The sequence below is a fragment of the Gracilibacillus salinarum genome, from assembly GCF_022919575.1.
GTDB lineage: Bacteria > Bacillota > Bacilli > Bacillales > Amphibacillaceae > Gracilibacillus > Gracilibacillus salinarum.
In genome coordinates this window covers 190,609-214,768 of sequence record NZ_CP095071.1, presented here as the reverse complement: position 1 = coordinate 214,768, position 24,160 = coordinate 190,609, and the positions used below count along the sequence as shown (strand labels likewise).

Here is a 24,160-nt window from a genome sequence, read left to right as displayed (position 1 = left end):
TATCAAAATCAAGTAAATATTAAAATTCCTATAATATGGATTATGCTAGCAAAGAATTCATTTTGACAAGTTTTTAGTGGTGTGATACCGCTCCGTCCAACCACTCCGCGTCCTGCGGGTCCTATTTCCGGAGCTTTGCTAAGCAGATACTTTACATAATCCATATTATAAGAACCGGATACTGCTCACACTTCGAGACAAATAAATCGTTCACATAAAAAAACAGATTACAGAAATGATAGATCTGTAATCTGTTAGATGACTATTGTTCCTGTTTTGCCGTCGAATGATAGCGAAACAAACTGCATTTTGCGGTTGCCCAGGAAATATTATATTAGTTATTTCCTAATTCATTCCGCCATTGTAATAAATCTGTTTTTTCTGCTTCGGTGATTTTGTCATTTTCAACTAGTGTATCTGCAAGTACATCGAAATTGCTGATTGTTGCAAATGGAATACCAGCAGCATTAAATTGATTATCAGCCTTTTGCAAACCATAACTAAAAATAGCTAAAACACTTAATACCTTGGCCCCTGCTTCCTTTAATACCACAGCACTATCTAATGAAGATCCTCCAGTTGAGATCAAGTCTTCAATGACAATTACCTTATCACCTTCAGAAATTTTTCCTTCAATCTGGTTTTGTTTACCATGTCCTTTAGGTTTTGATCTTACATAAACCATTGGTAAATCTAGATATGAAGCTAACCAAGCGGCATGTGGAATGCCTGCTGTTGCGCAACCAGCGATAACATCAGGTTTTTCATCCATCTGTTCGATCATTTGCGCAAACTGTTCAACGATTTGCTGTCTTATTTCCGGATAAGACATGGTTAAGCGATTGTCACAATATATAGGTGACTGAATTCCTGATGTCCAGACGAAAGAACGATCAGGACGTATTTGAATGGCATCAATATCATACAAAGCATATGCCAACTCTTTTGATTTAAGCATGGTCCCACTCCTCTAGTACACGTTGATAATTCGCTTTCGGGCTATTCGCCTGTGTAATGCTTCTGCCAATCACCAAATAATCGGCTCCGTTTTGTTTTGCGAGTGCTGGTGTGGCTACTCGTTTTTGATCATTGTTATGAACATCTGCTAGCCTTATACCAGGCGTTACCGTCAAGAAGTCTTTACCACATACTTCTTTTATAGCCGGTACTTCATGTGCTGAACAAACTACACCGTCAGCTCCACTTTCTTTTGTTAATAAAGCGAGACGCTGAACCGCTTCTTCTACTGATTGGTTGACATACAATTCCTTTTGCAATATATCTTCATCCATAGACGTAAGTACGGTAACGGCAATTAGTTTTGGTACTTTTCCATTTGCTCCAGCTTCTAAGCCTCTTCTGGCTGCTTTAATCATCTCTGAACCACCAGCAGCATGCACGTTGACAATATCCACTCCTAAATCAGCAAGGTTGTACATTGCTTTTTCGACAGTTGTTGGAATATCGTGTAATTTCAAGTCTAAAAAGATCGAATGATTCCGTTCGTTTAGCCAAGAAATAATGGCTGGTCCTTCTCGATAAAATAGTTCCATTCCCACTTTTACCGGGGCTTCTGCTAAATCATTCGATTGCAAGAAGTCTTTCACTTCATCCCCAGTCCTGAAATCCAAAGCTAGAAAAAATGGTTTATTCACGCTTCATGCCCCTTTCCAATTGCATCTTCAACAGAATTAAATCCATATTTATTCAACACATCTGGCAATGCCTGAATAATTTCTGGACAGGCTAACGGATTTTGGAAATTAGCTGTTCCTACCGCTACTGCATTTGCACCCGCCAAAAGATATTCTACCACATCTTCAGCATTCATGATGCCTCCAATACCGATAATCGGCAAATCTAGTGCTTGACGTACTTCATAAATCATGCGAATTGCAATTGGTTTTACAGCAGGTCCTGATAAGCCTCCTGTTTTATTTGCTATGATAGGCTTGCGCTGTTTCAAGTTCATTTGCATACCTGTCAACGTATTAATCATAGAAATACCATCCGCTCCACCATCTGCCACTGCCTTAGCCATACCTACAATATTTGCTACATTCGGAGATAGCTTCACATAAACTGGAAAATTACTCGCTTGCTTTACAGCATATGTCACTTCTTTAGCTAATTCAGGGTCAGTACCAAATTGCACGCCTCCTTCTTTCACATTGGGACATGAAATATTCAGTTCTAAGGCAGATACATCTTGCGAACGATTTAATGCTTTCGTTACGTACTCGTATTCTTCCACTGTACTACCCGCAACATTAGCTATAACAGGTGTATCGAATTGTCGTAAGAAAGGTAATTCTTTATCGATGATCTTTTCAACGCCTGGATTTTGTAAACCAATCGCATTTAACATACCGCTCGCTGTTTCTGCAACACGAGGAGTCGGATTCCCATAGCGCGCCTCTCTAGTAGCAGCTTTTACAATAATCGCACCCAGTTCGTTCAAGTCAAAAAACTGGCTGTACTCTTTTCCAAATCCGAAACAACCAGATGCTGGCATGACCGGATTCTTTAAATTCAGTCCTGGCATTTTAGTCGATAAACTCATGTTAATAACACCTCATTTGCCGCAAAGACAGGACCATCCTTACAAATTTTTTTCGACTTGGCTGGATCTGTTTTAGATGGTACCACACATGCATAGCATGTCCCCACACCACAACCCATTCGTTCTTCTAATGAAATATAACCGTTGTGAGCTTCTAATTGATTAGTTACAGCTTTCAACATTGGGGTAGGACCGCACGAGAAATAATAATCAAATGGATCAGAAAGTCCGGAAATAATATCTGTAACAAATCCTTTTGAACCATAGCTGCCATCATTAGTAGCAATGTAGGTATCACCTAGCATTCGAAATTTCTCTTCATAAAAAACCTGATTTTTATTCTGAAAACCTAATACACTTGTTACCTTTACACCTTTTTCCTTTAAAGTTTTTGCCAGGTAGTAGAGAGGAGGAACGCCGATTCCTCCACCTACTATTAAGGCATGGTCAAGCTCTAAATTATCAACAGGATAGAAACTGCCACAAGGTAGAATCACATCTAATTCATCCCCAGCTTTACATTGACTTAACGCACGTGTCCCTTCGCCAAAAATTTTAAAGATAATAGTGAAATTATTTTTTTCTTTATCAATCCCAGCTACAGAAACTGGTCTTCTAAGCATATGATTTTTTAAGGCAATATGCACAAACTGTCCTGGCTTTAGTTCTTTTGCTAAAGAAGATTGTAAGACAACTTCGAACGTATCTTCCGCAATTTGGACATGACTTAAAATCTGCAGTAATTGTTTGGTTATCAAAATATTATTGCCTTCCCTTCAACTGCTGGTTTTGCAGTAAACGTAGTGGAGTCAATCACATTCACAATTGCTTCTGCTGTATCAAGGCTTGTTAAACATGGCACACCATGTTCTACTGCTTCACGACGAATTCTAAAGCCGTCTGAACGAGGTTTCTTACCAGATGTTAACGAGTTGACTACAAGCTGTACTTCCCCTTGCTCAATAACGGAGATCACGTTTTTGTCCTCTGCCCCTACTTTTCCTACTTCTATTACTGGCAAATTCATTTCTCTAAGCGTGTTCGCAGTACCTTCTGTCGCATACATAGTAAAACCAAGCTCAAAGAATCGCTGCGCCAATTGACACGCTTCTTCTTTATCTTTATCAGCAACTGTAATGAGAACAGCACCTTCCATTGGGATCTTCAATCCGGAAGCTGTTAATCCTTTATAAAGTGCTTTTTCCAACGTTCTGTCGCGGCCAATGGCTTCACCGGTCGATTTCATTTCTGGCCCGAGCATGGTATCCACACTGCGTAGTTTTTCAAAGGAGAATACCGGTACTTTGACTGATACTGTTTCTGGTTCTGGTAAAAGTCCTTTTTCATACCCCATATTAGCTAAAGATTCACCAATGATACAACGAGTTGCAATATTTGCCATGGTGACACCCGTAATCTTACTCAAGAACGGAATAGTACGACTAGCTCTCGGATTTACTTCCAGTACATATACTTCATTTTTGTGAACGACAAACTGAATATTGATTAAGCCGCGCACACCTAATTTTTCCGCAATATTAATCGTAATATCTACACATTTGTGTTTAATTTCTTCGGATAGTCGCTGTGTCGGATATACGGCGATTGAATCTCCTGAGTGTACACCAGCGCGCTCAATGTGTTCCATCACACCTGGTATAATAGTTGTTTCACCATCACTGATTGCATCGACTTCCACTTCTATCCCTGTTAAATATTTGTCAATCAATACAGGGTGCTTATGTTTAATATGATTAGTCTTCGCTAAATAGCTTTCCAACTCTTCTTGATTATAAACAATTTCCATCTGGCTCCCACCGATAACATACGATGGACGTACTAACACCGGGTAGCCAATCTCAGCTGCAGCTTCTTTAGCCTGATCAAGCTGACGAACACTTTTACCTTGAGGTTGTGGAATATTTAACTCTTGTAATAACTGTTCAAATTTGTCGCGATCTTCTGCCGCATCAATTGCAGTAAGAGGTGTTCCTAGTATTTGCACTCCACGTCGTTCTAATCCTTCTGCAAGATTGATCGCTGTTTGACCACCGAATTGAACGATCACACCTTCAGGTTTTTCCAATTCAACGACATGCATGACATCTTCTAATGTTAACGGCTCAAAATATAGTTTGTCCGAAACACTGAAATCAGTAGACACTGTTTCTGGATTGCTATTCATGATGATCGCTTCATAACCCGCTTCTTTTAATGCTAATACAGAATGAACTGTTGCATAGTCAAATTCTATCCCTTGCCCGATTCGGATCGGACCGGAGCCGATTACTAAAACTTTCTTACGATCTGTTACTTCAGATTCGTTTTCTTCTTCATACGCACTGTAGAAGTATGGTGTAGCTGATTCAAATTCTGCTGCACAAGTATCTACCATTTTATACACTGGTAAGATGTTCTCCGCGATACGCAGTTGGTACACTTCATCTACATCAACATTCCAGACACGAGCGATTTGAGTATCAGATAATCCTAGTGTTTTTGCTTCTTTTAATAAATCGATATTTTGAGGAATATCAGCTAATTTACGTTCAAAATCAATGATTTTCTTAATTTTATCTAAGAAGAAGCGATCAATTTTCGTTAAGTTGAAAATTTCTTCAACTGAGAGCCCTTTACGTAAAGCTTCGGCTAGTACGTAAATACGTTCATCATCCGCCTTTGCTAAGCGCTCTTTTAACACTTCCATTGATTCTTCAGCAATTCTAGGTAAATAGAAATCTTCACCGCTGATATCCAATGACCGGATACCTTTTAACAATGATTCTTCAAAATTACGTCCGATTGCCATGACTTCGCCAGTTGCCTTCATTTGTGTACCTAGCGTACGATTCCCTAATACAAATTTATCAAATGGGAAGCGAGGGAATTTCGTTACGATATAATCTAGTGCTGGCTCATAACATGCATACGTTGTTTCAGTGATCGGGTTCATGATTTCATCCAGTGTCATACCGATCGCTATTTTAGCAGCAATCTTTGCAATTGGATAACCTGTCGCCTTCGATGCTAACGCAGAAGATCGACTTACCCGCGGGTTTACTTCAATAATGTAATACTGGAAACTGTAAGGGTCGATTGCTAACTGAACGTTACAGCCACCTTCTATTTCCAGAGCACGGATAATCTTCAGCGATGCTGAACGAAGCATCTGATATTCTCTGTCACTCAACGTTTGAGAAGGGGCTACTACAATAGAATCACCGGTATGTATACCGACGGGATCAATATTTTCCATATTACAAACAACGATAGCCTGATCGTTTTTATCACGCATTACTTCATATTCAATTTCTTTGAATCCAGCAATATTTCGCTCAATTAAACATTGATTTACCGGAGAAAGCGACAATCCATTGCGGGTAATATCTCTTAAATCTGTTTCGTCGTAGCACATTCCACCGCCAGTTCCCCCTAATGTATAAGCAGGACGAACAATTAATGGATAACCAATTTCATCAGCAAAATCTAACGCTTGTTCAACAGTATTCACAATTTGACTTTCTGGTACTGGTTCGTTTATTTCATTCATTAATGTACGGAATTTTTCACGGTCTTCTGCATTTTGAATCGCGTCTAGTTTCGTTCCTAACAGTTCTACATTATATTCGTGCAAAATGCCTGACTCATCCAATGCAACAGCCAAATTCAAGCCCGTTTGCCCCCCAAGTGTCGGTAATACCGCGTCAGGGCGTTCTTTACGGATGATTTTAGAAAGAAATTCAACACTTAAAGGTTCCATATAAACAGTATCTGCTATCGTATGGTCTGTCATGATAGTAGCTGGATTGGAATTAGCCAAAATAACGGTATAACCTTCTTCTTTTAACGATTGACAAGCTTGTGTTCCAGAATAATCAAACTCTGCAGCTTGTCCGATGACAATTGGTCCTGATCCGATCACTAAAATTTTGTTAATATCTGTTCTTTTTGGCATTAGACTTCCTCCTTGTTTGCACTTTGATAGCTTTCGATCGTTTGCATGAATTTATCAAATAAGTAGTTTGTATCGTCTGGTCCTGGTGAGCTTTCCGGATGGTATTGTACGGAAAAAGCCGGATAGACAGCATGTTTGACTCCCTCTACTGTTTTATCATTTAAGGCAATCTGGGTTAGTTCTAGCTCAGTCTCTTCTAACGACTCCGCAGTTACCGCATAGCCATGATTTTGTGAAGTCAAATACGTACGTTTTGTTTCATAATCATATACCGGATGGTTGGAACCACGGTGACCAAACTTTAATTTATCCGTATCAGCTCCGCAAGCTAATGAAAGCAATTGATGACCTAAGCAAATACCAAAGGTCGGAACCGTTGGAATAACATCTTTAATCATTTCGATCGCTTCTGGTACTTTTTTCGGATCTCCCGGTCCATTCGTAAGCATGATACCATCTGGCTTTAAGCGGAGAATATTCTCTGCACTATAGTTATATGGCACCACTGTTACATTACAGTTCCGCTTCGTCAATTCACGAAGGATACCATGCTTCATGCCAAAATCGACAAGCACAATACGATAACCTCTACCCGGCGATACGTAAGGTTTAATGGTTGAAACTTGTGCAACCTGATCGTGCATTGGTGTTGACTGAGCAAGCTTCTCTTCTGCACGTTCATCTTCTGCGCCAGCCTCTGTCAGGATACCACGCATCGTACCATGTTTACGCAAAATTTTGGTCAGCTTTCTCGTGTCAATTCCTGCGATACCAGGAATATTATTTGCTTTTAGAAACTCGTCCAAATTCTCATCACTGCGAAAATTAGATGGTGACTGGCAATATTCTTTGACTACAAAACCAAAAATGGAAGGATTAATTGTTTCGAAGTCATCACGATTAATACCATAATTTCCGATTAACGGATAGGTCATGGTAACAATCTGCCCACAATATGATGGATCAGATAATGTTTCCTGATAACCAGTCATCCCTGTGTTAAAGACTACTTCCCCAATACTTTCATTCAAGGAACCAAATGCTTCCCCGTTAAATACCGTACCATCCTCTAAAATTAGCTGTCTTCTCATCGTATTGCCTCCTCATATACTGTCTCACCTTGATAAATGGTCATCACTGGTTTGCCTTTCACTTCCCATTGATCAAATGGTGTGTTCTGCCCTTTAGATAGAAATGTAGATTTGTCGATAACTTCTTGATTGTTTAAGTCAATCAATGTCAGGTCTGCGCTTGCACCAAGCTCGATCCGACCGTATGGCAGACCGAATGTCTCAGCTGGTTTGATTGTCAACCAATCTATCAGCTGCTTCAACGTGAAAATCCCTTTTTCAACAAAATGGGTATGAAGTAAGGCAAAAGCTGTCTCAAAACCGACAATTCCAAATGGTGCTTCTGTCATACCATTTGCCTTCTCCTCAGCGGTATGCGGTGCATGATCGGTTGCAATAAAATCGATTGTCCCATCCAGCAAACCATTAATTAAAGCTTGGTGATCTTCATTTGCACGCAATGGCGGGTTCATTTTGAAATTAGCATCATCTGCCTTAATACTATTTTCATTAATTAATAGATGATGTGGTGTAACTTCTGCTGTCACTTTAATACCTGCTCGTTTCGCATCACGAATCACTCGAACCGATTCTTTTGTACTAACATGACAGACGTGATAATGACAATCTGCAGCTTCTGCTAAAAGTACGTCTCTGGCAATTTGGACAGATTCACAAATCGATGGAATGCCAGGTAAACCTAGCTGTTCACTGATTTGCCCGTCATGCATCACACCGTTATGGATTAATGTATTCTCTTCACAATGTGCCACAATCGGCATGTCGATCGATGCAGCTTGTTGCATAGCCTTCAGCATCATGTCAGCTGACTGAACACCGACTCCATCATCAGTATAAGCAAAGGCACCAGCTTCTTTTAATGCTTTCATATCTGTTAATTTATTTCCTACTAAACGTTCTGTAATAGAAGCATAAGGTAATACTCTAATTTGTGCCGTTTCTGTGATTTTTGCCTGAATCATGTCTAAAACTTCTACAGAATCTGGAGTTGGCTGTGTGTTTGGCATAGCACACACCGTCGTATAACCGCCACGCGCTGCCGCAGCTGTACCAGTTGCAATTGTCTCCTTTGCTTCTCCGCCCGGTTCGCGAAGGTGGACATGAACATCGACAAAACCCGGCGTTACCAGATGACCATGTCCATCAATTATTTCGGCACCTTCTGCGGCAAGCTCAGTACCAATAGCTGTAATCGTTCCATTTTCAATTAAAAGTTCGCACGATTGTGTAGAACCGTTATCCAATAATTGCTTGACGTTTGTTAGTAGTCTTTTCATGAAAAGTTCCCCCTTGATTTAACAGTGTATCGATGACAGCCATTCTTGCAGCCACACCATTTTGCATTTGTTTAAATATTCTGGAACGTTCGCATTCTACAAGGCGAGTATCAATCTCTACTCCCCGATTCACAGGGGCAGGATGCATAATGATCGCATCACGTTTCATTTTCGCTTCCCTCGCCAATGTGAGTCCGTATTGCTCTAAGTAACTTTCCTGTTGAAAGGATACATGATCCTGATGTCTTTCATGCTGAATCCTTAACAGCATGAAGACATCTGCTATCTCTGTAGCTTCATCAATCGGTAGATATGGGTAAGGTAATGTATCATCCTGCCATTCTTCCATACCTGTTAAGTAGACATCCGCACCTAACGTTGAGAGCGCATATGCATTGGATCGCGCTACCCGACTATGCTTGATATCACCGGCTATCACCACTTTAACTCCTTTGAATTGTTGGAATTCCTGATAGATCGTGACTAAATCAAGCAGAGACTGTGTCGGATGTTCTCCCGTCCCATCTCCTGCATTAATGACAGGGATGGAAATGGAGTCAGCTAGTTGGCTAGCGATATTTTCTTGCTGATGGCGCAGGACAATGACGTTCGCACCGATCGATTCAAATGTTCTTGCTGTATCGTAAATACTTTCACCCTTCGTTACACTAGAGGAATCCGCGGCGAAATCTAAAGGTTCAATACCTAGTTTTCGTTCCGCTACAACAAAACTCATTTTGGTTCTTGTACTTGGTTCAAAGAAAAGATTTGCAGCAAAAAATGGAGACTGAAATGGTACGGCGCCATGCTTACTAATACAATCTGCCTTTATTACCAGTTGAAGAATATCTGCTTCGCTTTGATCCTTCATTGTCACAAAATGTTTCATTTTACATTCCTCCCTATAATTTTCATAACGGCGCTAACCGTCTGTAAGACTCCCACTTCAAGCTTCGAGTATCACAAAGAAAGTCTCACTTTATTATTTATTGATCATCTTCAGGTGAAGAGAACATACTGCCATTGCCATATCCTGTTTCTTTTCCTGGCAGGATTAAATTTAAAATTAATCCAATAAACGCAGACAGTGCCATACCAGCAATCGTAACTACCTGGCCATTTCCGATTGGTATATTGACATATGCTCCACCAATCCCAATTACTAAGATTACCGAAGAAATGACTAAATTACGCTTGATCCCAAGATCCACCTGATTGTCAATTAACATCCGCAGACCACTTGAAGCGATAATACCAAACAACAGTATTGACACGCCTCCCATTACAGGGGTTGGGATCGAACTAATGACTTCGGTAATAATTCTGATAAATCCAAACAGTATAGCCAGAATTGCAGCTCCTCCAATGACAAAGACACTGAATACTCGAGTAATGGCCAATACGCCGATATTTTCGCCATACGTCGTGTTCGGCGGCCCTCCAAGGAATGATGCAATCATTGTGGCGACCCCATCCCCCATTATCGAACGGTGAAGACCTGGCTTCTTGATAAAGTTTTTACCAGCAACTTTTGAAAGAACCATCTGGTCGCCTATATGTTCTGCTACTGTCACAACAGCGATCGGAACCATCAATAATACTACGGAGAGATTCAATACTTCAAATGGCTGATAATCCACAAACGGAATCACGAAATCTGGTACAAGAAAAAGCGATTGGAAGAATTCTCCGACCGAATTACTCGATATAATTTGTGTCCAAGCTGCTCGTACACCAGATGTATCTAACACGGCAATACCCGTAATCGCTGTAATCACTAAGGAATACGTATATCCTCCAATAATCCCGATTAATATCGGTATAAGACCAAATATTCCTTTAAAAAGTAGTGATGCAAGAATGGTAATCAGTAAAGTGACAGCTGCTGCACTGAAATGCACGCCACTGTATTCACCATTTACGTTCATTGCCATATCCACAGCAGTTGGAGCTAAGCCTAAACCAATCACAATAATGACAGGTCCTACTACGACTGGGGGTAATACTTTGATAATCCAATCAGTCCCAAATGCCGCGATCAAAAGTGACAAAATTCCATAAACAATCCCCGCTAGAAAACTCCCAACCATAACGCCTCCGGTTCCACCTATTGCCATTGCACTGGTAATCGGCGTAATGAAAGCAAAACTGGATCCTAAATAGGCTGGGATTTGCCCTTTGGTAATAAAAATATAAGCTAACGTACCTAATCCACTTGACACTAAGGCAACAGCTGTTGAAAGGTCTGTCAAATAAGGTACCAGAATGGTTGATCCAAACATTGCAAATAAATGCTGTATACTAAAGATTAGCCATTTTGAAATTTTGGGTACTTCTTGTACATCTAAAACTACATTTTTGTCTGTCATTGTTGTAACTCCCTCTTGTGTTTTAAAGAAAAATTTTGTCGCTATCTCAAATGATAAAGACCTTATTACTTATACTTTGTCATTTCAATGAAGAATATATAATATAATTGCTTCTGTATATGAACAAAGGCGCAAGCGCCCGTTTAGAGACGTAGCGAGTGGAGCGAATCAACTGAGATAAAGGAATCACGGTGAGCTTGCGAATCGATGATGACTTATCGTAGGGCGATTTCGCGAAGTCGCCTAGTCTCTGGGCGCTGGAGCCGGACGTGACCGTTTCTGTCAGCGAACATCCTATAGCCTAAAATTTATACTTTCTTGACTTATTAAAAAAACCTCTTTGCTAGGTCGCAAAGAGGCAGACGTGTTCTTAAAAATGATACACGTATCTCAAAAATGCAACCTTTTAAGCATCTCTGTACTTTTTTAAAGGTCCTTATTCTATTTTCTCAAATATACTAACGCTGTCTGACTGATCAATTTCAGCTAATTCTACGGTTATTATCTCACCCTGTGAGGTTGGAATGTTTTTCCCAATAAAATCTGCTCTAATTGGTAATTCACGATGTCCTCTGTCTACGAGCACTGCCAACTGAACCTGTGATGGTCTTCCCTGATCCATGATCGCATCCATCGCAGCCCTTACTGTTCTTCCTGTGTAAAGAACATCATCGACTAAAATCACTTTTTTACCTGATACTTGCTCATGTAAATTCGTTTCATTGAGTTGTGGCTCCTGATGTTCAGCAACTGGTGATAAATCATCTCGATAAAGGGTGATGTCCAATTCACCAATTGGCACTTCTACTCCTTCAATATCCTTGATTCTCTCTTGCAGTCGTCTGGCAATTGGGACTCCCCGTGTTTTAATCCCAACAAGCATTAGTCCGTCTACACCTTTATTACGTTCTAATATTTCGTGGGCAATTCTGGTCAGTGCTCTTCTCATTGCCGAAGCATCCAGTACATTCGCTTTTTTATTCATCATAAAAACCTCTCTTTAATTCCTGTATTCTTACTTAGACCATTTGAAATCACACATGATAAAAAAATCCTTATTCTCCGTGAGAGAATAAGGATTCTGGGCATAGGTATAGCTATGCCAACCGTCTTCCTTTTCAGCCTCACGGGACTGTTTTAAAAGGTCTTTATGAACTGTTTATAGTATGACAAATCCGACTAACAAAGTCAATAGCTTTTACGAATGTTTTCTAAAACTTGCTCGAATTTCGTCGGTAACGGGGCTTCAAATTCCATTTGCTCTTCAGTGACCGGATGAACGAACTTTAATTGGTAGGCATGTAATGCTTGTCCTTCTACATCTATCGTCTTTCGCTGTCCATATTTAGGATCTCCTACTAAAGGATAACCAATATATTTCATATGTACCCGAATCTGATGTGTTCTTCCGGTTTCTAACATACACTTCACAAACGTGAATTTACCATGTAATCGTTCGATAACTTCAAAATTCGTCACGGCATCCTTCCCTTTTTCAGTTACCGCCATCAGTTGCCGATTTTTTTCACTACGGCCAACAGGAGCATCAATCGTCCCGTAATCATGCGGTATATCACCATGCACAATTGCTTTATAAGACCGTTTCATCGACTTGTCTTTTAACTGTTCTGCCAGTCGTTCATGTGCTTTGTCATGCTTCGCAACAACTAATAAACCACTAGTATCCTTGTCAATTCGATGCACAATACCTGGTCGTTTCACACCATTTATCCCCGATAAATCATCGCAATGATACAGCAAAGCATTCACTAACGTGTCTTCATAATGCCCTGCAGCAGGATGAACAACCATTCCACTCTGCTTATTAATCACCAGAATATCTTGGTCTTCATAAACAATATCAATTGGGATATTGTTCGGCTCCACACCCAGTGGCTCGATAACAGGAATCCGCCATTCGATTGTATCGCCATCCTGGCATTTATAATTTTGTTTTACAGCTTTATCATTCACAGACACTAGATCTTTATCAAACCATGTTTTTATTTGTGATCTGGAGTAGTCCTCCACTAAATTCACCAATAATTTATCAATTCTTGTGCCTGCTTCTTCATTTGTTACTAGATAAGAAAACTCACTCATTTTTTCGTGTTACTCCTTTTTTGATTCCGTTCATCAAAGAATGTGTAAATAAATATAAAAATGACACCAACTACTAAGGCTGAATCAGCGATATTAAATATCGGGTAATCGTAACTTCCAATATAAACATCGAAAAAGTCGACTACTTCTTTCCGGAACAAACGGTCAATGAAATTACCAATTGCTCCACCTAGTACGAATGCCAAGGCAATCCCTAGCCATTTGCTATCTTTTGCAAATTTCTGGATGTAGAAAATGATAAAGCCAATGACTATGATCGTTATAATATAAAAGAATCCCATTTGTCCTTGCAGAATTCCCCATGCTGCTCCTGAATTCCGGTGAGAAGTTATGTAAAAAAAGGATTCAATTACTGTTAATCGATCGCCAATTTCCATGTTTGCGACAACCAGATATTTGGTGACCTGATCAACTAGGATAACTGTTATTGCTATAAGATATATTCGCCACATAATGTACCTCCGCTTATTCTCTTACATACCTTTCACATTATACCACTAATAGCTCAAATGAAAAAGCAGATGCGACAGAACAGAATTCGTATCTAAAAATCGAGGATGTAAAGAGTCACTGTGTTAGTTACAATTATTTAGTAGTAGAAACAAACTGCGAAGTAATCCATTCGTTTAACCTTGAGATCATTTTGACATACATTATGTGCTGGGATACCGCTCCGTCCAACCACTCCGCGTCCTGCGGGGCACGGCTGGAGCTAACTTTGTGAAGAAGAGCGCTTCACAAAGTGGATCTCCAGCACCTGCACAATCCCGCGGGAGTCTCCGTGGTTGGCCTACGCTATATTTTGTACTCTACAACGGATACCGGAGCTAGTATACAGAGTGCTATCCTCAAGTTTTCTTTCTTATTTTTATGATAAAAGATGCCTAGCACCACTACTTTTAGCTGTTCCATACGTTGTAGAACTTCTTTTAAGCGTAGGAAATAGGCGGAGACTCCTCATGCCTCAGCGCGAGCTAAAGATCCACTTCATTTGTGCCTGTGTCTGCAAGTAACGCTTTGAAGTGAGCTTCCTCGGCACAAGGCAACAAAGAAGTAGTTCAAGTAGTAGCCTAGCTGAAGCCGTGCCCACAGGACGCGGAGCCTATTTCCGGAGCTTTGCCAAGCACATTAAAAATATCAAAATGACCAAATCGAAATAAAATGTTTTTCCTATTCATCTGATTCACACTTTTTCTAGATCTGTTTTAGAACTTACTTCACAGTATATCCATACAATTCATTAAAAAAGCCGAACATTTCACGAATGTATTCTAACAACATTTCGTGTGATGTTCGGCTATAATTTGGCTGAAACACTGTAGTTCCAGCCTCCTGGCAGATGGTTACTCTGCTAAATCCTGATAATTTTCTTTGACAACTTGTGCACAGCGCTGGCACAGTGTTGGGTGGTCTGGATCTTCGCCTACTGTATCCGCAACAACCCAGCAACGTTCACACGTTTCGCCATCATGCTTATTAATATGAACAGAGACATGATCGTATTGCTTACCATCTTCCAGTTGATCAACCACTTCAACATGGGAAACGATCAATAACTGATGTAAATAAGGAATTTCCTGCAATAACGTCGCAATCTCCTGGTTATTAGCTTTTATCGTTACCCTTGCCTCTAACGATTTACCAATTGTTTTCTCTGCACGAGCTTCTTCTAATGCTTTGAGAATATCATCTCGTACTTCCATGAATTGAGACCATTTAGCAGCTAACGCCTCTTGGCCAGGTAATTCTTTTGGTGCTGGCATATCTGTTAACTGTGGTGAAGCTGCTTCTACTCCAGGAATGTATTGCCACACTTCTTCCATTGTATGAGTTAGAATCGGCGTCAACAGCTGAACAAGTGACGTAATGATTTCATGATATACCGTTTGAATGCTACGTCGTCTATGATCATTTTCTGCTTCAATATATAAAATATCTTTTGCAAAATCTAAATAGAAAGAGCTTAGATCGATTGTACAGAAATGATGGATCGTTTGATAAACGGTTGAGAAATCATACGCATCATATGCATTACGCGCTTTTTCGATCACTTGTTGCAAACGGTATAGCATATAACGATCGATTTCTTCTAATTGTTCGTCAGACACTTTATCTTCTAAGTTAAAATCAGCTAAATTACCTAGCAGGAAGCGGAACGTATTTCGAATTTTTCGATAGCCTTCTGCAGATTGTTTAATAATTTCATCAGAAATACGAACGTCTGCCTGATAATCAACAGATGCCACCCATAAACGAAGGATGTCCGCACCATATTGTTTCATAATTTTTGAAGGGACAACGACATTACCTACCGATTTACTCATCTTGCGCCCTTGACCATCTAGTGCAAAACCGTGACTAATAACAGTTTCATACGGTGATTTGCCTGTTACAGCTACAGCTGTTGAGATCGATGAATTAAACCAGCCACGATATTGGTCTGATCCTTCCAGATAGACATCAGCAGGTCGCTGTAATTCTTTCCTTGATTCAAGTACACCTTGATGGGAGCTACCGGAGTCGAACCAAACGTCCATAATATCTGTTTCTTTGGTGAATTCACCATTCGGGCTATGTTCTGAACTGAAGGCTTCTGGAAGTAAATCTTTCGCATCCCAGTCAAACCAGATATTGGAACCATGCTCTTCAAATAATGCTGCTACATGCTCAATGGTCTGATCATTTATAATTGGTGTTTTATCTTCACCATAAAAAACAGGAATAGGTACACCCCAAGTTCTCTGTCTCGAAATACACCAATCTTCACGATCACGAACCATGTTAAATAATCTTGTTTCGCCCCATCCCGGCAACCAGTTAATTCGCTTGATTTCCGAAAGAATATCTTCACGGAAATCTTTAATCGATGCAAACCACTGACTAGTTGCGCGGAAAATGGTCGGTTTCTTCGTACGCCAATCATGAGGATAGGAATGAGTTATGAAATTCATCTTCAACAATGCGTTTGCTTCCTCAAGTTTCTCTGTTACTACTTTATTTGCCGCATCGTAGAACTGACCTTCAAAACCTGGCGCTTCATCCGTAAAGTTACCTTTTTCATCTACCGGACAAAGTACATCCAATCCGTATTTTTTCCCGATGATAAAGTCATCTTCACCATGTCCGGGAGCAGTGTGGACAAGTCCTGTACCACTATCTGTCGTAACATGCTCGCCTAAAATAACTAATGATTCACGATCATAGAATGGATGCTGTGCTACAACATATTCTGCATCCTGCCCTTTAAAGGTTTTGACTTCTTCTGCTTGCTGCCATTCTAATTGCTCTTTTACTTCTTCCAGTAAATCATGGGCAACAATATACTTAGAGCCTGCTTCCTTTACTACTGCATAGTCTAAATTCGGGTGAACAGAGATGGCTAGGTTCGCCGGAATCGTCCAAGGCGTTGTCGTCCAGATAATGAACTTCTCGTCACCATCCAGTAACTGTTTACCATCTTTGACATCGAACGCGACATAGATAGATGCAGATCGTTTATCCTGATATTCAATTTCGGCTTCAGCTAATGCAGACTCGGAAGATGGAGACCAGTATACAGGCTTACGACCTTTATAAATATAGCCTTTTTTAGCCATCTCACCGAAAACTTTAATCTGAGACGCTTCATATGCTTTATCCAGTGTGATATATGGATTTTCCCAATCCCCTCTTACACCAAGCTGTTTAAATTGCGTACGTTGGTTATCAACTTGTTTCAACGCATACTCCGCACATTTCTGTCTGAATTCAGACACCGTCATTTTCTTACGGTTTACTTTTTTCTTAGCTAATGCCTGTTCGATTGGTAAACCATGAGTATCCCAGCCTGGAACATATGGTGCGTGAAAGCCAGCCATCGATTTATATTTCACGATGAAGTCTTTTAATACTTTATTTAATGCATGCCCCATATGAATATCACCATTAGCATAAGGAGGGCCATCATGGAGAATGAACAATGGTCTTCCTTCTGTACGTTGCTGTACTTGCTGATAGAGATGTTCGCTATCCCATTTTTCTTGCAGTTTCGGTTCTTTGTTCGGCAAATTACCGCGCATTGGAAAATCTGTCTGCGGCATTTTTAATGTTTTTTTGTATTCCAAATTGCATCCTCCTATTTAATTTCTGTTGATAATTATCATTCACCTGAATAAAATAGTGGCATGATTCTCTTTGGTCCATTTCCATAATCTAACAGACCATAAAAAAACTCCTCATCCCAAAAGGGACGAGGAGTTCTCGCGGTACCACCCTTATAGACAGCAAAAATTTTCCTACTGCCCACTCAGCAATTCGTAACGTGAATGATTCGTTTACACTTACTATATTTCAGTGTAACTACTCATGGGTGATCTTCTATTAACGTACTAAATTAGGCTTCCACTATCCCTAAATCGCTATATTAGCATCCATTAATATACTGTCCCAATCCTAGTATTTAACTAACATCATCAAAAGTTTGTAATAAGAATTATATGTAATAATTCTTATTTCGTCAAGGCTTAATAATGTGTCGATTCTTCTTGTTCTTTTTCATCTTCTTCCTGATCAAAATCCATATCGAAGAGTCCATCCCAATCCTTATTATCCAAAAGATCAAGCTGAGCTTCTACTAACATTTTCAATCTCGTGCGGAAGACCTTGGCTTGTTTCTTTAATTCTTCCACTTCCAACGCAATAGATCTTGATTTATGTAGTGCCTCATTGATAATTCGATCGGCATTTTTCTCTGCTTCTTTTATAATTAATTTTGATTCTTTTTTGGCATTTTCTTTTACTTCTTCTGCTGTTTCTTGTGCAACCAGAATGGATTTATTCAAGGTTGATTCGATATTTGAGAAATGACTCAGTTTCTCATTTAAATGTTCGACCTTTTCGTTCAGTTCCTTTTTTTCACGGATTATTGTTTCATAATCTTTAATGACTTGATCAAGGAACTCATTTACATCATCTTCATCATAACCGCGAAATCCTCTGGCGAATTCCTTGTTATGAATATCGAGCGGTGTTAAAGGCACATTGGCCACCTCCTAATAGATGTCTTACTTTTATACATTATCTTATCATACTTTTTAGACAAGTCAGCAAAATTTTCGCAAAAATTATAATAATTTCTCGTAATTAATTCTATATTTATCTTTTTTTGTCATTCCTTGTAATTCCGAAATTCGTGATCTGCCTTTCCCTCTTACCGAAACCATATCCGCTTCTTCCAAAGTAAAAGCAGGCTGCTCAATCGTTTGAAAATTGACTTTAACAAAGCCTTTTTTTATAAGTATTAAAGCTTGTTGTCTGGACATCTGATACATTTCTTTTATTAACAAATCTAAACGTAAGGATGCACATGTAGCAGTACGTGATTGCCACTGATCCTGACTAATTAAACGCTCTGATAATGCCGTTCTCTCAAACTGAATACCAGCCTTCTTAATACCGGTAATGTTCGCAATGAGATAAGCTGATATATCTTCAGTAACAAGAATCTGTATCACATTATCATGGATCACAATGTCACCGATTTTTTTTCGTTTAATACCAGCAGATAAAAAAGCACCCAGTACATCCCGATGTTCGATAGACACGAATTTGTCTGGAAAAGTCGCTTGCAGCAGCTCTAATTCAAAATCTGAATCGGCGATTTCTTCATAGTACGGTGCCAGGATCGCTCTTTGACGCTCTGCATGGTCCCAGCCTCCGTCAAACGAAAGTGATAATTCTTCATCATTTCCAATAATAGATCGGAGTATTCGTTGTTCACGAGGGTGCAAAAAATCGATGAGTTTGCGTTGGTAACGAGTTGTAACTTCCTCCCGCCAAGATAAAACCTGATCAATAAACGGGTATTCTTCTTTTCTAAAGTGTTGATAAAGGTCCATCTGATCACCTGTCGTCTATGTAATACTGGATTTATAGCAGATTAAAAAACAAAAATCCTAATCCACGCATTGCAAATTGTAAAACAAATAATGCCACGATTGGCGAAATATCAATCATGCCACCAATAGGAGGAATGATTTTACGGAACGGCTCTAGATATGGCTCAACGATGGAGCCAAGGAAATTGCCGATCGAGGATTCTCGTGCCCCTGGAAACCATGACATTAAAATATAAATAATGATCGCATACGTATAAGCTTGCATAGCATAATATAATATCTCATATAACATATACATTGAATCGTTTACCACCTTTGCTCTGGATCAACTTCCTCCATTATTTCTGTAATACTGCCTGATATTTCGATATTTTCAGGTGTACACAAGAAGGTCTGTGAACCTAATTTTTTTATTTGACCAGATACAGCATATACTGTACCACTCATAAAATCAATAATTTGTCGTGCCTGCTGATTATCTACTCGCTGCAAGTTAATGACAACAGAACGGCGGTTGACAATATGATCGGCTATGTCCTGTACTTCATTATAAGTTCTAGGTTCGCATAATACCATTTTTGTATTCTTTTGTACGGAAGATAAGCTGACTACATTTGTTTTATCCTCTTTACGCTGACTTCTCCTCATTGGTTCTGGTTCAGCTGAAGATTCCTGTTCGAGCTCTTCTTCTACTATTTCATATTCTTCATCTTCGAGTCCGAAAAGATTGCGGAATTTTCCTTTCATACTCATCGTTCATTCACCTCTATTCTTCATATGGTCCTACAAGGCTTGAACCAATACGTATATGGGTTGCCCCCTCTTCAATGGCAATCTGATAATCATTGCTCATGCCCATCGAAAGATACATGCATGGTGCATGACTAAGTTCTTTTTGCTGCAATTGATCTCGGAGCTTTCTTAACGAACGAAATATTTCTCTTAATTGATTATCGTCACCCATATACGGTGCCATTGTCATCAAACCGACTACTCTAATATTAGAATACCCTTCTAATGATTCGATAAACGGCTCAACCTCATCAGGTGAAAGTCCGTGTTTTGACCCTTCCCCACTGACGTTTACCTGAACAAAGCAATCAACAGGCTTGTCTGCCCGCTTGTTAATTTCCTTTGCTAAAGACTTTCGATCTAATGAGTGAATAAAATCTACTTTATCGATCACTTCTTTTACTTTCCGCGATTGAAGCGTACCAATGAAATGCCAATTCACTTTACTGCCGATTTGCTCATATTTGTTTAATAGTCCTTCGATTCGATTTTCACCAAAATGACTGATCGTTGCTTCCAATGCTTCTTGAGCCCGGTCAACGGATACATATTTCGTCACCCCTATAATCGTGATGTCTTCTGGATGACGTCCAGTCTTCTCACATGCTTGGTTAATTTGTTGGTTGATTGCGGCTAAGTTCTGTGCTACAGACATGTTCATACTCCTTCCTCACTTTTAGGCCAAACCAATGAATCCGATCATACGGCCTGTCGGATGCTTGTCACGTCGATGAGAAAAAAACAAGTTATCATGTGACGTGCAATACGATGTTGTGTGTATATGAGCTGGTAATACGCCTGCTTCGATCAGGATCTGCTGGTTCAATTGTTTTAAATCCAACTGGTATTGACCATCTGCACCCTCATAACATTCCTGATAGTCAGGTGCAATATGCTGAATGACCTGATCATTCACTTCATAGCAGGACGAACAGATGCTTGGACCTATTACTACTTCTATATCAGCTGGATCAGCAGACAGTTTTGTCATTGATTTAATCGTTTGCTGCGCGATTTTATTTACGGTACCTTTCCAGCCCGCATGCGAAATCGCTATAATCCCTTTTTTCCTGTCTGCAAAAAATAACGGCACGCAGTCAGCAAATAGAGCAGCACAGATCAAATCTTTCTCCATCGTAACCAGGCCATCTGCATCTGGTATAGCCGTATCCATAGAGTGACTTCCCTTGCCATTGTCATTTTGTTCTGCTATGTGCACCTTGCTTCCATGCACTTGTTCCGCCAATACCCAACGATCTAATGGTGCAGAAATAGCCTCTGCAAGTAACTGTCGATTGTTCAAAACGTGCATAGGATTGTCTTCAACATGAAATCCTAGGTTGTTGCTATCATAAGGGGGTAAACTGACCCCTCCTTCTTTTGTCGTAAAACCTGCTATGATCTTTCTATCACCATTCATCCATGGTTCTATCCAAACTATTGATTCCTGTTCATGTCGTACAAAGGGTTCTGTCATCATACCCCTCCCTATTTTACCTCATTTTATCACATATTGTGCGATCATAACAGCGACAATGTCGTTTATTGCGAATATGCGGAAGAATCGTCTTCTTTTGGCAGAGCCGGTATCGTAGAAAAACTGCCATTCTTTTTTACCAGGATGACATCATGGCCAATTTTCATTACATGCTCCCAGGGGATAATTACTTCTCGTGACTCTCCAAATACGCCAAACATCTTTGTTTTAGTGGCGACAACCAAGTTTGAAATTCGCCCTAAATCGATATTAATTTCAATATCAGTTAAATTGCCAAGCTTTGTACCATCTTCAATATAGACAATATCTTTTAACTGCAGTGACGATAATGTGATCATAAATACATTACCTCCTTTATATCAATATATGTCTACTTACAAAAAATATGGTGTTTATGGCAATAAAAATAGGTTATCTTCTCTGTTGAAATGCGCAACCTAATATAGTATTCGTAAACGAAAGGATGATAAAAGTGGGTAGAGATGAACATAAGAAGAAAGCGGGTAAAAATCGTTTGGCCCAAACACCTAAGCAGGAAAAAACAGATGGTATTGATGTAGAATTCTCCTCAGAATTAGCAGATGCAGAAGACTTAGAAGCACAAATGCGTAGTAAACAAGCGGATAAGCGAGCGAAGTCATAAAATAAACTTGGCTAGTGTTCTGCCTGTTGTTACATTAATTATTTATCGTATAAGAAAAGCGCAAGCGCCCGTTTAGGAACGTAGCGACTGGACGGCATCAACTGAGATAAAGGAATCACGGTGAGCTTGCGAATCGATGTTGACTTATCGTAGGGCGATTTCGCGAAGTCGCCTAGTCTCTGGGCGCTGGAGCCGGACGTGGCCGTTTCTGTCAGCGAACATCATATAGCCCAAAATTTATACTTTCTTGACTTATAAGAAAAACCGGGCATAAACCGCCCGGTCCTAATTGAATTAATTAATATAATACTTCCTATAATATGGATTATGTCAAGTAGCCATCGCTGCCAAGCATCCACCATATTGAGATATTTAATGTGCTGGAATACCGCTTCGGCCAACCACTCCGCGTCCTGCGGGGCACGGCTGAAGCTAACTTTGTGAAGAAGAGCGCTTCACAAAGTTAGCTTCAGCGCCTGCATAATCCCGCGGGAGTCTCCGTGGTTGGCCTACGCTAAAATTGGGACTTTACAAATTTTGTAAGATCTAACATATTGATCGTATGCATATATAATAGCTATTGAAAAATCCTTAGAACCACTGCTTTTAGATGTTCCATACGTTGTAGCACTTTCTTCTAGCGCAAGAAATAGGCGGAGACTCCTCATGCCTCAGCGCGAGCTGATGATCCACTTCACTTGTGCCTGTGTCTGCAAAAATTGCTTCTAAGCAAGCTTCCTCGGCACAAGGCAGCACAGATGCTGTTCAAGTAGTAGCCTAGCTGGGACGCGGAGCCTATTTCCGGAGCTTTGCAACGCAGATAAAATATTTCAAAATGACCGTTTTGCCATCCAGCCTTAACATAATCCATATTATAGGAACTGAACTTCATGTTCAGTATGATTACTAGACTGCACTTTTATGCTTTCTTGACCATTAGAAAAACTTGTTACTCGCCTGGTCTATTAGCGAGTATCGAAGCTTTTATTGGTACATATATTTTCACTGCCTCTTCATTGCTAACATTTTCGCTTTCCTACCGTAAAAAAACAGGAAAGCCCACTCGGTCGTAACTACCAAATTGAAAAGCCGAATTTAACATGATGATTTTACTGCCATCGTGTTAAATTCGGCTTTTTTGTCACTATACCTTGTCCTCTAGACTTTCACTACTTACTCAAACATTTCTTTGTTCATTTCTTTAATTGCGGCTTTTTCCAAACGTGAGACTTGTGCTTGTGAAATACCAATCTCTTCTGCGACTTCCATCTGTGTTTTTCCTTGGAAGAAACGTTTATTTAAGATCATTTTCTCACGTTTGTTCAGTCGATGCATTCCTTCTTTGATAGATAAGTTATTAATCCAATCGTTATCTTTAATGGAATCATCACCAACCTGATCCATTACATAAATAGGATCTCCTCCATCATTGAAAATCGGTTCAAATAATGAAACAGGGTCTTGAATAGCATCCAATGCAAATATAACGTCTGTCACTGGCACATCTAATTCATTTGCAATTTCCAGAGGAGAAGGATCCTTTGATGTCTTATTCAAAAGCTTTTCTCTAGCATGAAGTGCTTTATAAGCGATATCGCGCAATGACCTGGAAACCCTGATCGGGTTATTGTCACGGAGATATCGTCTAATTTCACCTATAATCATTGGAACAGCGTAGGTGGAAAATTTCACATTTTGACTTAAATCAAAGTTATCAATGGATTTTAATAAGCCGATACATCCTACTTGAAACAGATCATCACCGTACTCTCCACGATTATGAAAGCGCTGAATAACACTAAGTACTAATCTTAGATTGCCATTGACCAATTTTTCACGTGCTGATTGATCTCCATTTTGCATGGCTTTAAATAAAATTCTCATTTCTTCGTTCTTTAGAACTGGTAATGTAGCTGTGTCTACCCCACATATTTCTACTTTGTGTCTTGTCATATCGTACCCTCCCAATTGG

22 protein-coding genes and 1 other annotated feature are annotated in these 24,160 nt (G+C 39.8%); of the genes, 1 reads left to right on the top strand and 21 read right to left on the bottom strand.

The annotated features are described in order from the left end of the window. Positions 1 to 334 precede the first annotated feature (334 nt). The 20 genes from pyrE to MUN87_RS00910 form a co-directional block, all read right to left on the bottom strand. Positions 335 to 958: an orotate phosphoribosyltransferase gene (gene pyrE, locus MUN87_RS01005; protein WP_244745047.1), complete on the bottom strand. Its 624-nt coding sequence runs from the start codon at positions 956 to 958 to the stop codon at positions 335 to 337. Next, positions 951 to 1,655 carry an orotidine-5'-phosphate decarboxylase gene (gene pyrF / locus MUN87_RS01000; protein WP_244745043.1) on the bottom strand — a complete coding sequence of 235 codons (705 nt, stop codon included), beginning with the start codon at positions 1,653 to 1,655 and terminating at the stop codon, positions 951 to 953. The genes pyrE and pyrF overlap by 8 nt, the downstream gene beginning before the upstream one ends. Further along, complete coding sequence (locus tag MUN87_RS00995; RefSeq protein ID WP_244745041.1) at positions 1,652 to 2,563, bottom strand: dihydroorotate dehydrogenase; 912 nt, start codon at positions 2,561 to 2,563, stop codon at positions 1,652 to 1,654. Before MUN87_RS00995 ends, pyrF begins: the two co-directional genes overlap by 4 nt. Next, the gene (locus MUN87_RS00990; protein WP_244745027.1) at positions 2,560 to 3,321 is read right to left on the bottom strand and encodes a dihydroorotate dehydrogenase electron transfer subunit; all 762 of its coding nucleotides are present in this window, start codon (positions 3,319 to 3,321) and stop codon (positions 2,560 to 2,562) included. Before MUN87_RS00990 ends, MUN87_RS00995 begins: the two co-directional genes overlap by 4 nt. Then, complete coding sequence (gene carB / locus MUN87_RS00985) at positions 3,318 to 6,518, bottom strand: carbamoyl-phosphate synthase large subunit (RefSeq protein ID WP_244745016.1); 3,201 nt, start codon at positions 6,516 to 6,518, stop codon at positions 3,318 to 3,320. The genes MUN87_RS00990 and carB overlap by 4 nt, the downstream gene beginning before the upstream one ends. After that, entirely contained in the window at positions 6,518 to 7,609 is a 1,092-nt protein-coding gene (locus tag MUN87_RS00980) for a carbamoyl phosphate synthase small subunit (protein WP_244745004.1), read from the bottom strand. Before MUN87_RS00980 ends, carB begins: the two co-directional genes overlap by 1 nt. Then, positions 7,606 to 8,886 carry a dihydroorotase gene (gene pyrC / locus MUN87_RS00975; protein WP_244744995.1) on the bottom strand — a complete coding sequence of 427 codons (1,281 nt, stop codon included), beginning with the start codon at positions 8,884 to 8,886 and terminating at the stop codon, positions 7,606 to 7,608. Before pyrC ends, MUN87_RS00980 begins: the two co-directional genes overlap by 4 nt. Beyond that, entirely contained in the window at positions 8,846 to 9,775 is a 930-nt protein-coding gene (locus MUN87_RS00970) for an aspartate carbamoyltransferase catalytic subunit (RefSeq protein WP_244744993.1), read from the bottom strand. Before MUN87_RS00970 ends, pyrC begins: the two co-directional genes overlap by 41 nt. 97 nt (positions 9,776 to 9,872) lie before the next feature. Next, positions 9,873 to 11,255 carry a solute carrier family 23 protein gene (locus MUN87_RS00965; RefSeq protein ID WP_244744985.1) on the bottom strand — a complete coding sequence of 461 codons (1,383 nt, stop codon included), beginning with the start codon at positions 11,253 to 11,255 and terminating at the stop codon, positions 9,873 to 9,875. A 436-nt stretch (positions 11,256 to 11,691) separates the two neighbouring features. After that, entirely contained in the window at positions 11,692 to 12,240 is a 549-nt protein-coding gene (gene pyrR / locus MUN87_RS00960) for a bifunctional pyr operon transcriptional regulator/uracil phosphoribosyltransferase PyrR (protein WP_244747840.1), read from the bottom strand. 203 nt (positions 12,241 to 12,443) lie between these two features. Beyond that, complete coding sequence (locus tag MUN87_RS00955; RefSeq protein WP_244744972.1) at positions 12,444 to 13,358, bottom strand: RluA family pseudouridine synthase; 915 nt, start codon at positions 13,356 to 13,358, stop codon at positions 12,444 to 12,446. Then, on the bottom strand, positions 13,355 to 13,831 hold the full coding sequence (gene lspA, locus MUN87_RS00950) for a signal peptidase II (RefSeq protein ID WP_244744970.1): 477 nt from the start codon (positions 13,829 to 13,831) through the stop codon (positions 13,355 to 13,357). Before lspA ends, MUN87_RS00955 begins: the two co-directional genes overlap by 4 nt. Before the next feature lie 891 nt (positions 13,832 to 14,722). After that, complete coding sequence (gene ileS, locus MUN87_RS00945) at positions 14,723 to 17,482, bottom strand: isoleucine--tRNA ligase (RefSeq protein WP_244744963.1); 2,760 nt, start codon at positions 17,480 to 17,482, stop codon at positions 14,723 to 14,725. 118 nt (positions 17,483 to 17,600) lie between these two features. Beyond that, positions 17,601 to 17,821, bottom strand: a binding site (T-box leader). Between the two features lie 60 nt (positions 17,822 to 17,881). After that, a complete protein-coding gene (locus MUN87_RS00940) occupies positions 17,882 to 18,397 on the bottom strand; it encodes a DivIVA domain-containing protein (protein WP_244744954.1) in 516 nt (171 codons plus the stop codon). Positions 18,398 to 18,481: 84 nt separating this feature from the next. Further along, a complete protein-coding gene (locus tag MUN87_RS00935; RefSeq protein ID WP_244744939.1) occupies positions 18,482 to 19,255 on the bottom strand; it encodes a YlmH family RNA-binding protein in 774 nt (257 codons plus the stop codon). A gap of 31 nt (positions 19,256 to 19,286) precedes the next feature. Further along, positions 19,287 to 19,553, bottom strand: coding sequence for a YggT family protein (locus MUN87_RS00930; RefSeq protein WP_244744924.1), 267 nt, complete (start codon positions 19,551 to 19,553; stop codon positions 19,287 to 19,289). An 8-nt stretch (positions 19,554 to 19,561) separates the two neighbouring features. Further along, positions 19,562 to 20,008: a cell division protein SepF gene (locus tag MUN87_RS00925; RefSeq protein ID WP_244744922.1), complete on the bottom strand. Its 447-nt coding sequence runs from the start codon at positions 20,006 to 20,008 to the stop codon at positions 19,562 to 19,564. Positions 20,009 to 20,021: 13 nt separating this feature from the next. Beyond that, positions 20,022 to 20,702, bottom strand: a complete 681-nt coding sequence (locus MUN87_RS00920; RefSeq protein ID WP_244744920.1) for a YggS family pyridoxal phosphate-dependent enzyme — start codon at positions 20,700 to 20,702, stop codon at positions 20,022 to 20,024. 21 nt (positions 20,703 to 20,723) lie between these two features. Next, positions 20,724 to 21,524, bottom strand: coding sequence for a peptidoglycan editing factor PgeF (pgeF, locus tag MUN87_RS00915; protein WP_244744910.1), 801 nt, complete (start codon positions 21,522 to 21,524; stop codon positions 20,724 to 20,726). A 65-nt stretch (positions 21,525 to 21,589) separates the two neighbouring features. Continuing rightward, on the bottom strand, positions 21,590 to 21,883 hold the full coding sequence (locus tag MUN87_RS00910; protein WP_244744901.1) for a YlmC/YmxH family sporulation protein: 294 nt from the start codon (positions 21,881 to 21,883) through the stop codon (positions 21,590 to 21,592). Positions 21,884 to 22,017: 134 nt separating this feature from the next. On the opposite strand from MUN87_RS00910, the gene MUN87_RS00905 reads away from it, so the two are divergent. Continuing rightward, on the top strand, positions 22,018 to 22,188 hold the full coding sequence (locus MUN87_RS00905) for a YfhD family protein (RefSeq protein ID WP_244744892.1): 171 nt from the start codon (positions 22,018 to 22,020) through the stop codon (positions 22,186 to 22,188). Between the two features lie 1,173 nt (positions 22,189 to 23,361). Here the strand turns inward: MUN87_RS00905 and sigG are convergent. Beyond that, positions 23,362 to 24,141 carry an RNA polymerase sporulation sigma factor SigG gene (gene sigG, locus MUN87_RS00900; protein ID WP_244717744.1) on the bottom strand — a complete coding sequence of 260 codons (780 nt, stop codon included), beginning with the start codon at positions 24,139 to 24,141 and terminating at the stop codon, positions 23,362 to 23,364. Positions 24,142 to 24,160: the final 19 nt, after the last annotated feature.

Coding starts and splice junctions, on each gene's coding strand:
- pyrE (WP_244745047.1), bottom strand. CDS start 958: ATGCTTAAATCAAAAGAGTTGGCATATGCTTTGTATGATATTGATGCC.
- MUN87_RS00995 (WP_244745041.1), bottom strand. CDS start 2,563: ATGAGTTTATCGACTAAAATGCCAGGACTGAATTTAAAGAATCCGGTC.
- carB (WP_244745016.1), bottom strand. CDS start 6,518: ATGCCAAAAAGAACAGATATTAACAAAATTTTAGTGATCGGATCAGGA.
- MUN87_RS00980 (WP_244745004.1), bottom strand. CDS start 7,609: ATGAGAAGACAGCTAATTTTAGAGGATGGTACGGTATTTAACGGGGAA.
- pyrC (WP_244744995.1), bottom strand. CDS start 8,886: ATGAAAAGACTACTAACAAACGTCAAGCAATTATTGGATAACGGTTCT.
- MUN87_RS00970 (WP_244744993.1), bottom strand. CDS start 9,775: ATGAAACATTTTGTGACAATGAAGGATCAAAGCGAAGCAGATATTCTT.
- MUN87_RS00965 (WP_244744985.1), bottom strand. CDS start 11,255: ATGACAGACAAAAATGTAGTTTTAGATGTACAAGAAGTACCCAAAATT.
- pyrR (WP_244747840.1), bottom strand. CDS start 12,240: ATGAATAAAAAAGCGAATGTACTGGATGCTTCGGCAATGAGAAGAGCA.
- MUN87_RS00955 (WP_244744972.1), bottom strand. CDS start 13,358: ATGAGTGAGTTTTCTTATCTAGTAACAAATGAAGAAGCAGGCACAAGA.
- lspA (WP_244744970.1), bottom strand. CDS start 13,831: ATGTGGCGAATATATCTTATAGCAATAACAGTTATCCTAGTTGATCAG.
- MUN87_RS00935 (WP_244744939.1), bottom strand. CDS start 19,255: ATGGACCTTTATCAACACTTTAGAAAAGAAGAATACCCGTTTATTGAT.
- MUN87_RS00930 (WP_244744924.1), bottom strand. CDS start 19,553: ATGTATATGTTATATGAGATATTATATTATGCTATGCAAGCTTATACG.
- MUN87_RS00925 (WP_244744922.1), bottom strand. CDS start 20,008: ATGAGTATGAAAGGAAAATTCCGCAATCTTTTCGGACTCGAAGATGAA.
- MUN87_RS00920 (WP_244744920.1), bottom strand. CDS start 20,702: ATGTCTGTAGCACAGAACTTAGCCGCAATCAACCAACAAATTAACCAA.
- pgeF (WP_244744910.1), bottom strand. CDS start 21,524: ATGACAGAACCCTTTGTACGACATGAACAGGAATCAATAGTTTGGATA.
- MUN87_RS00910 (WP_244744901.1), bottom strand. CDS start 21,883: ATGATCACATTATCGTCACTGCAGTTAAAAGATATTGTCTATATTGAA.
- sigG (WP_244717744.1), bottom strand. CDS start 24,141: ATGACAAGACACAAAGTAGAAATATGTGGGGTAGACACAGCTACATTA.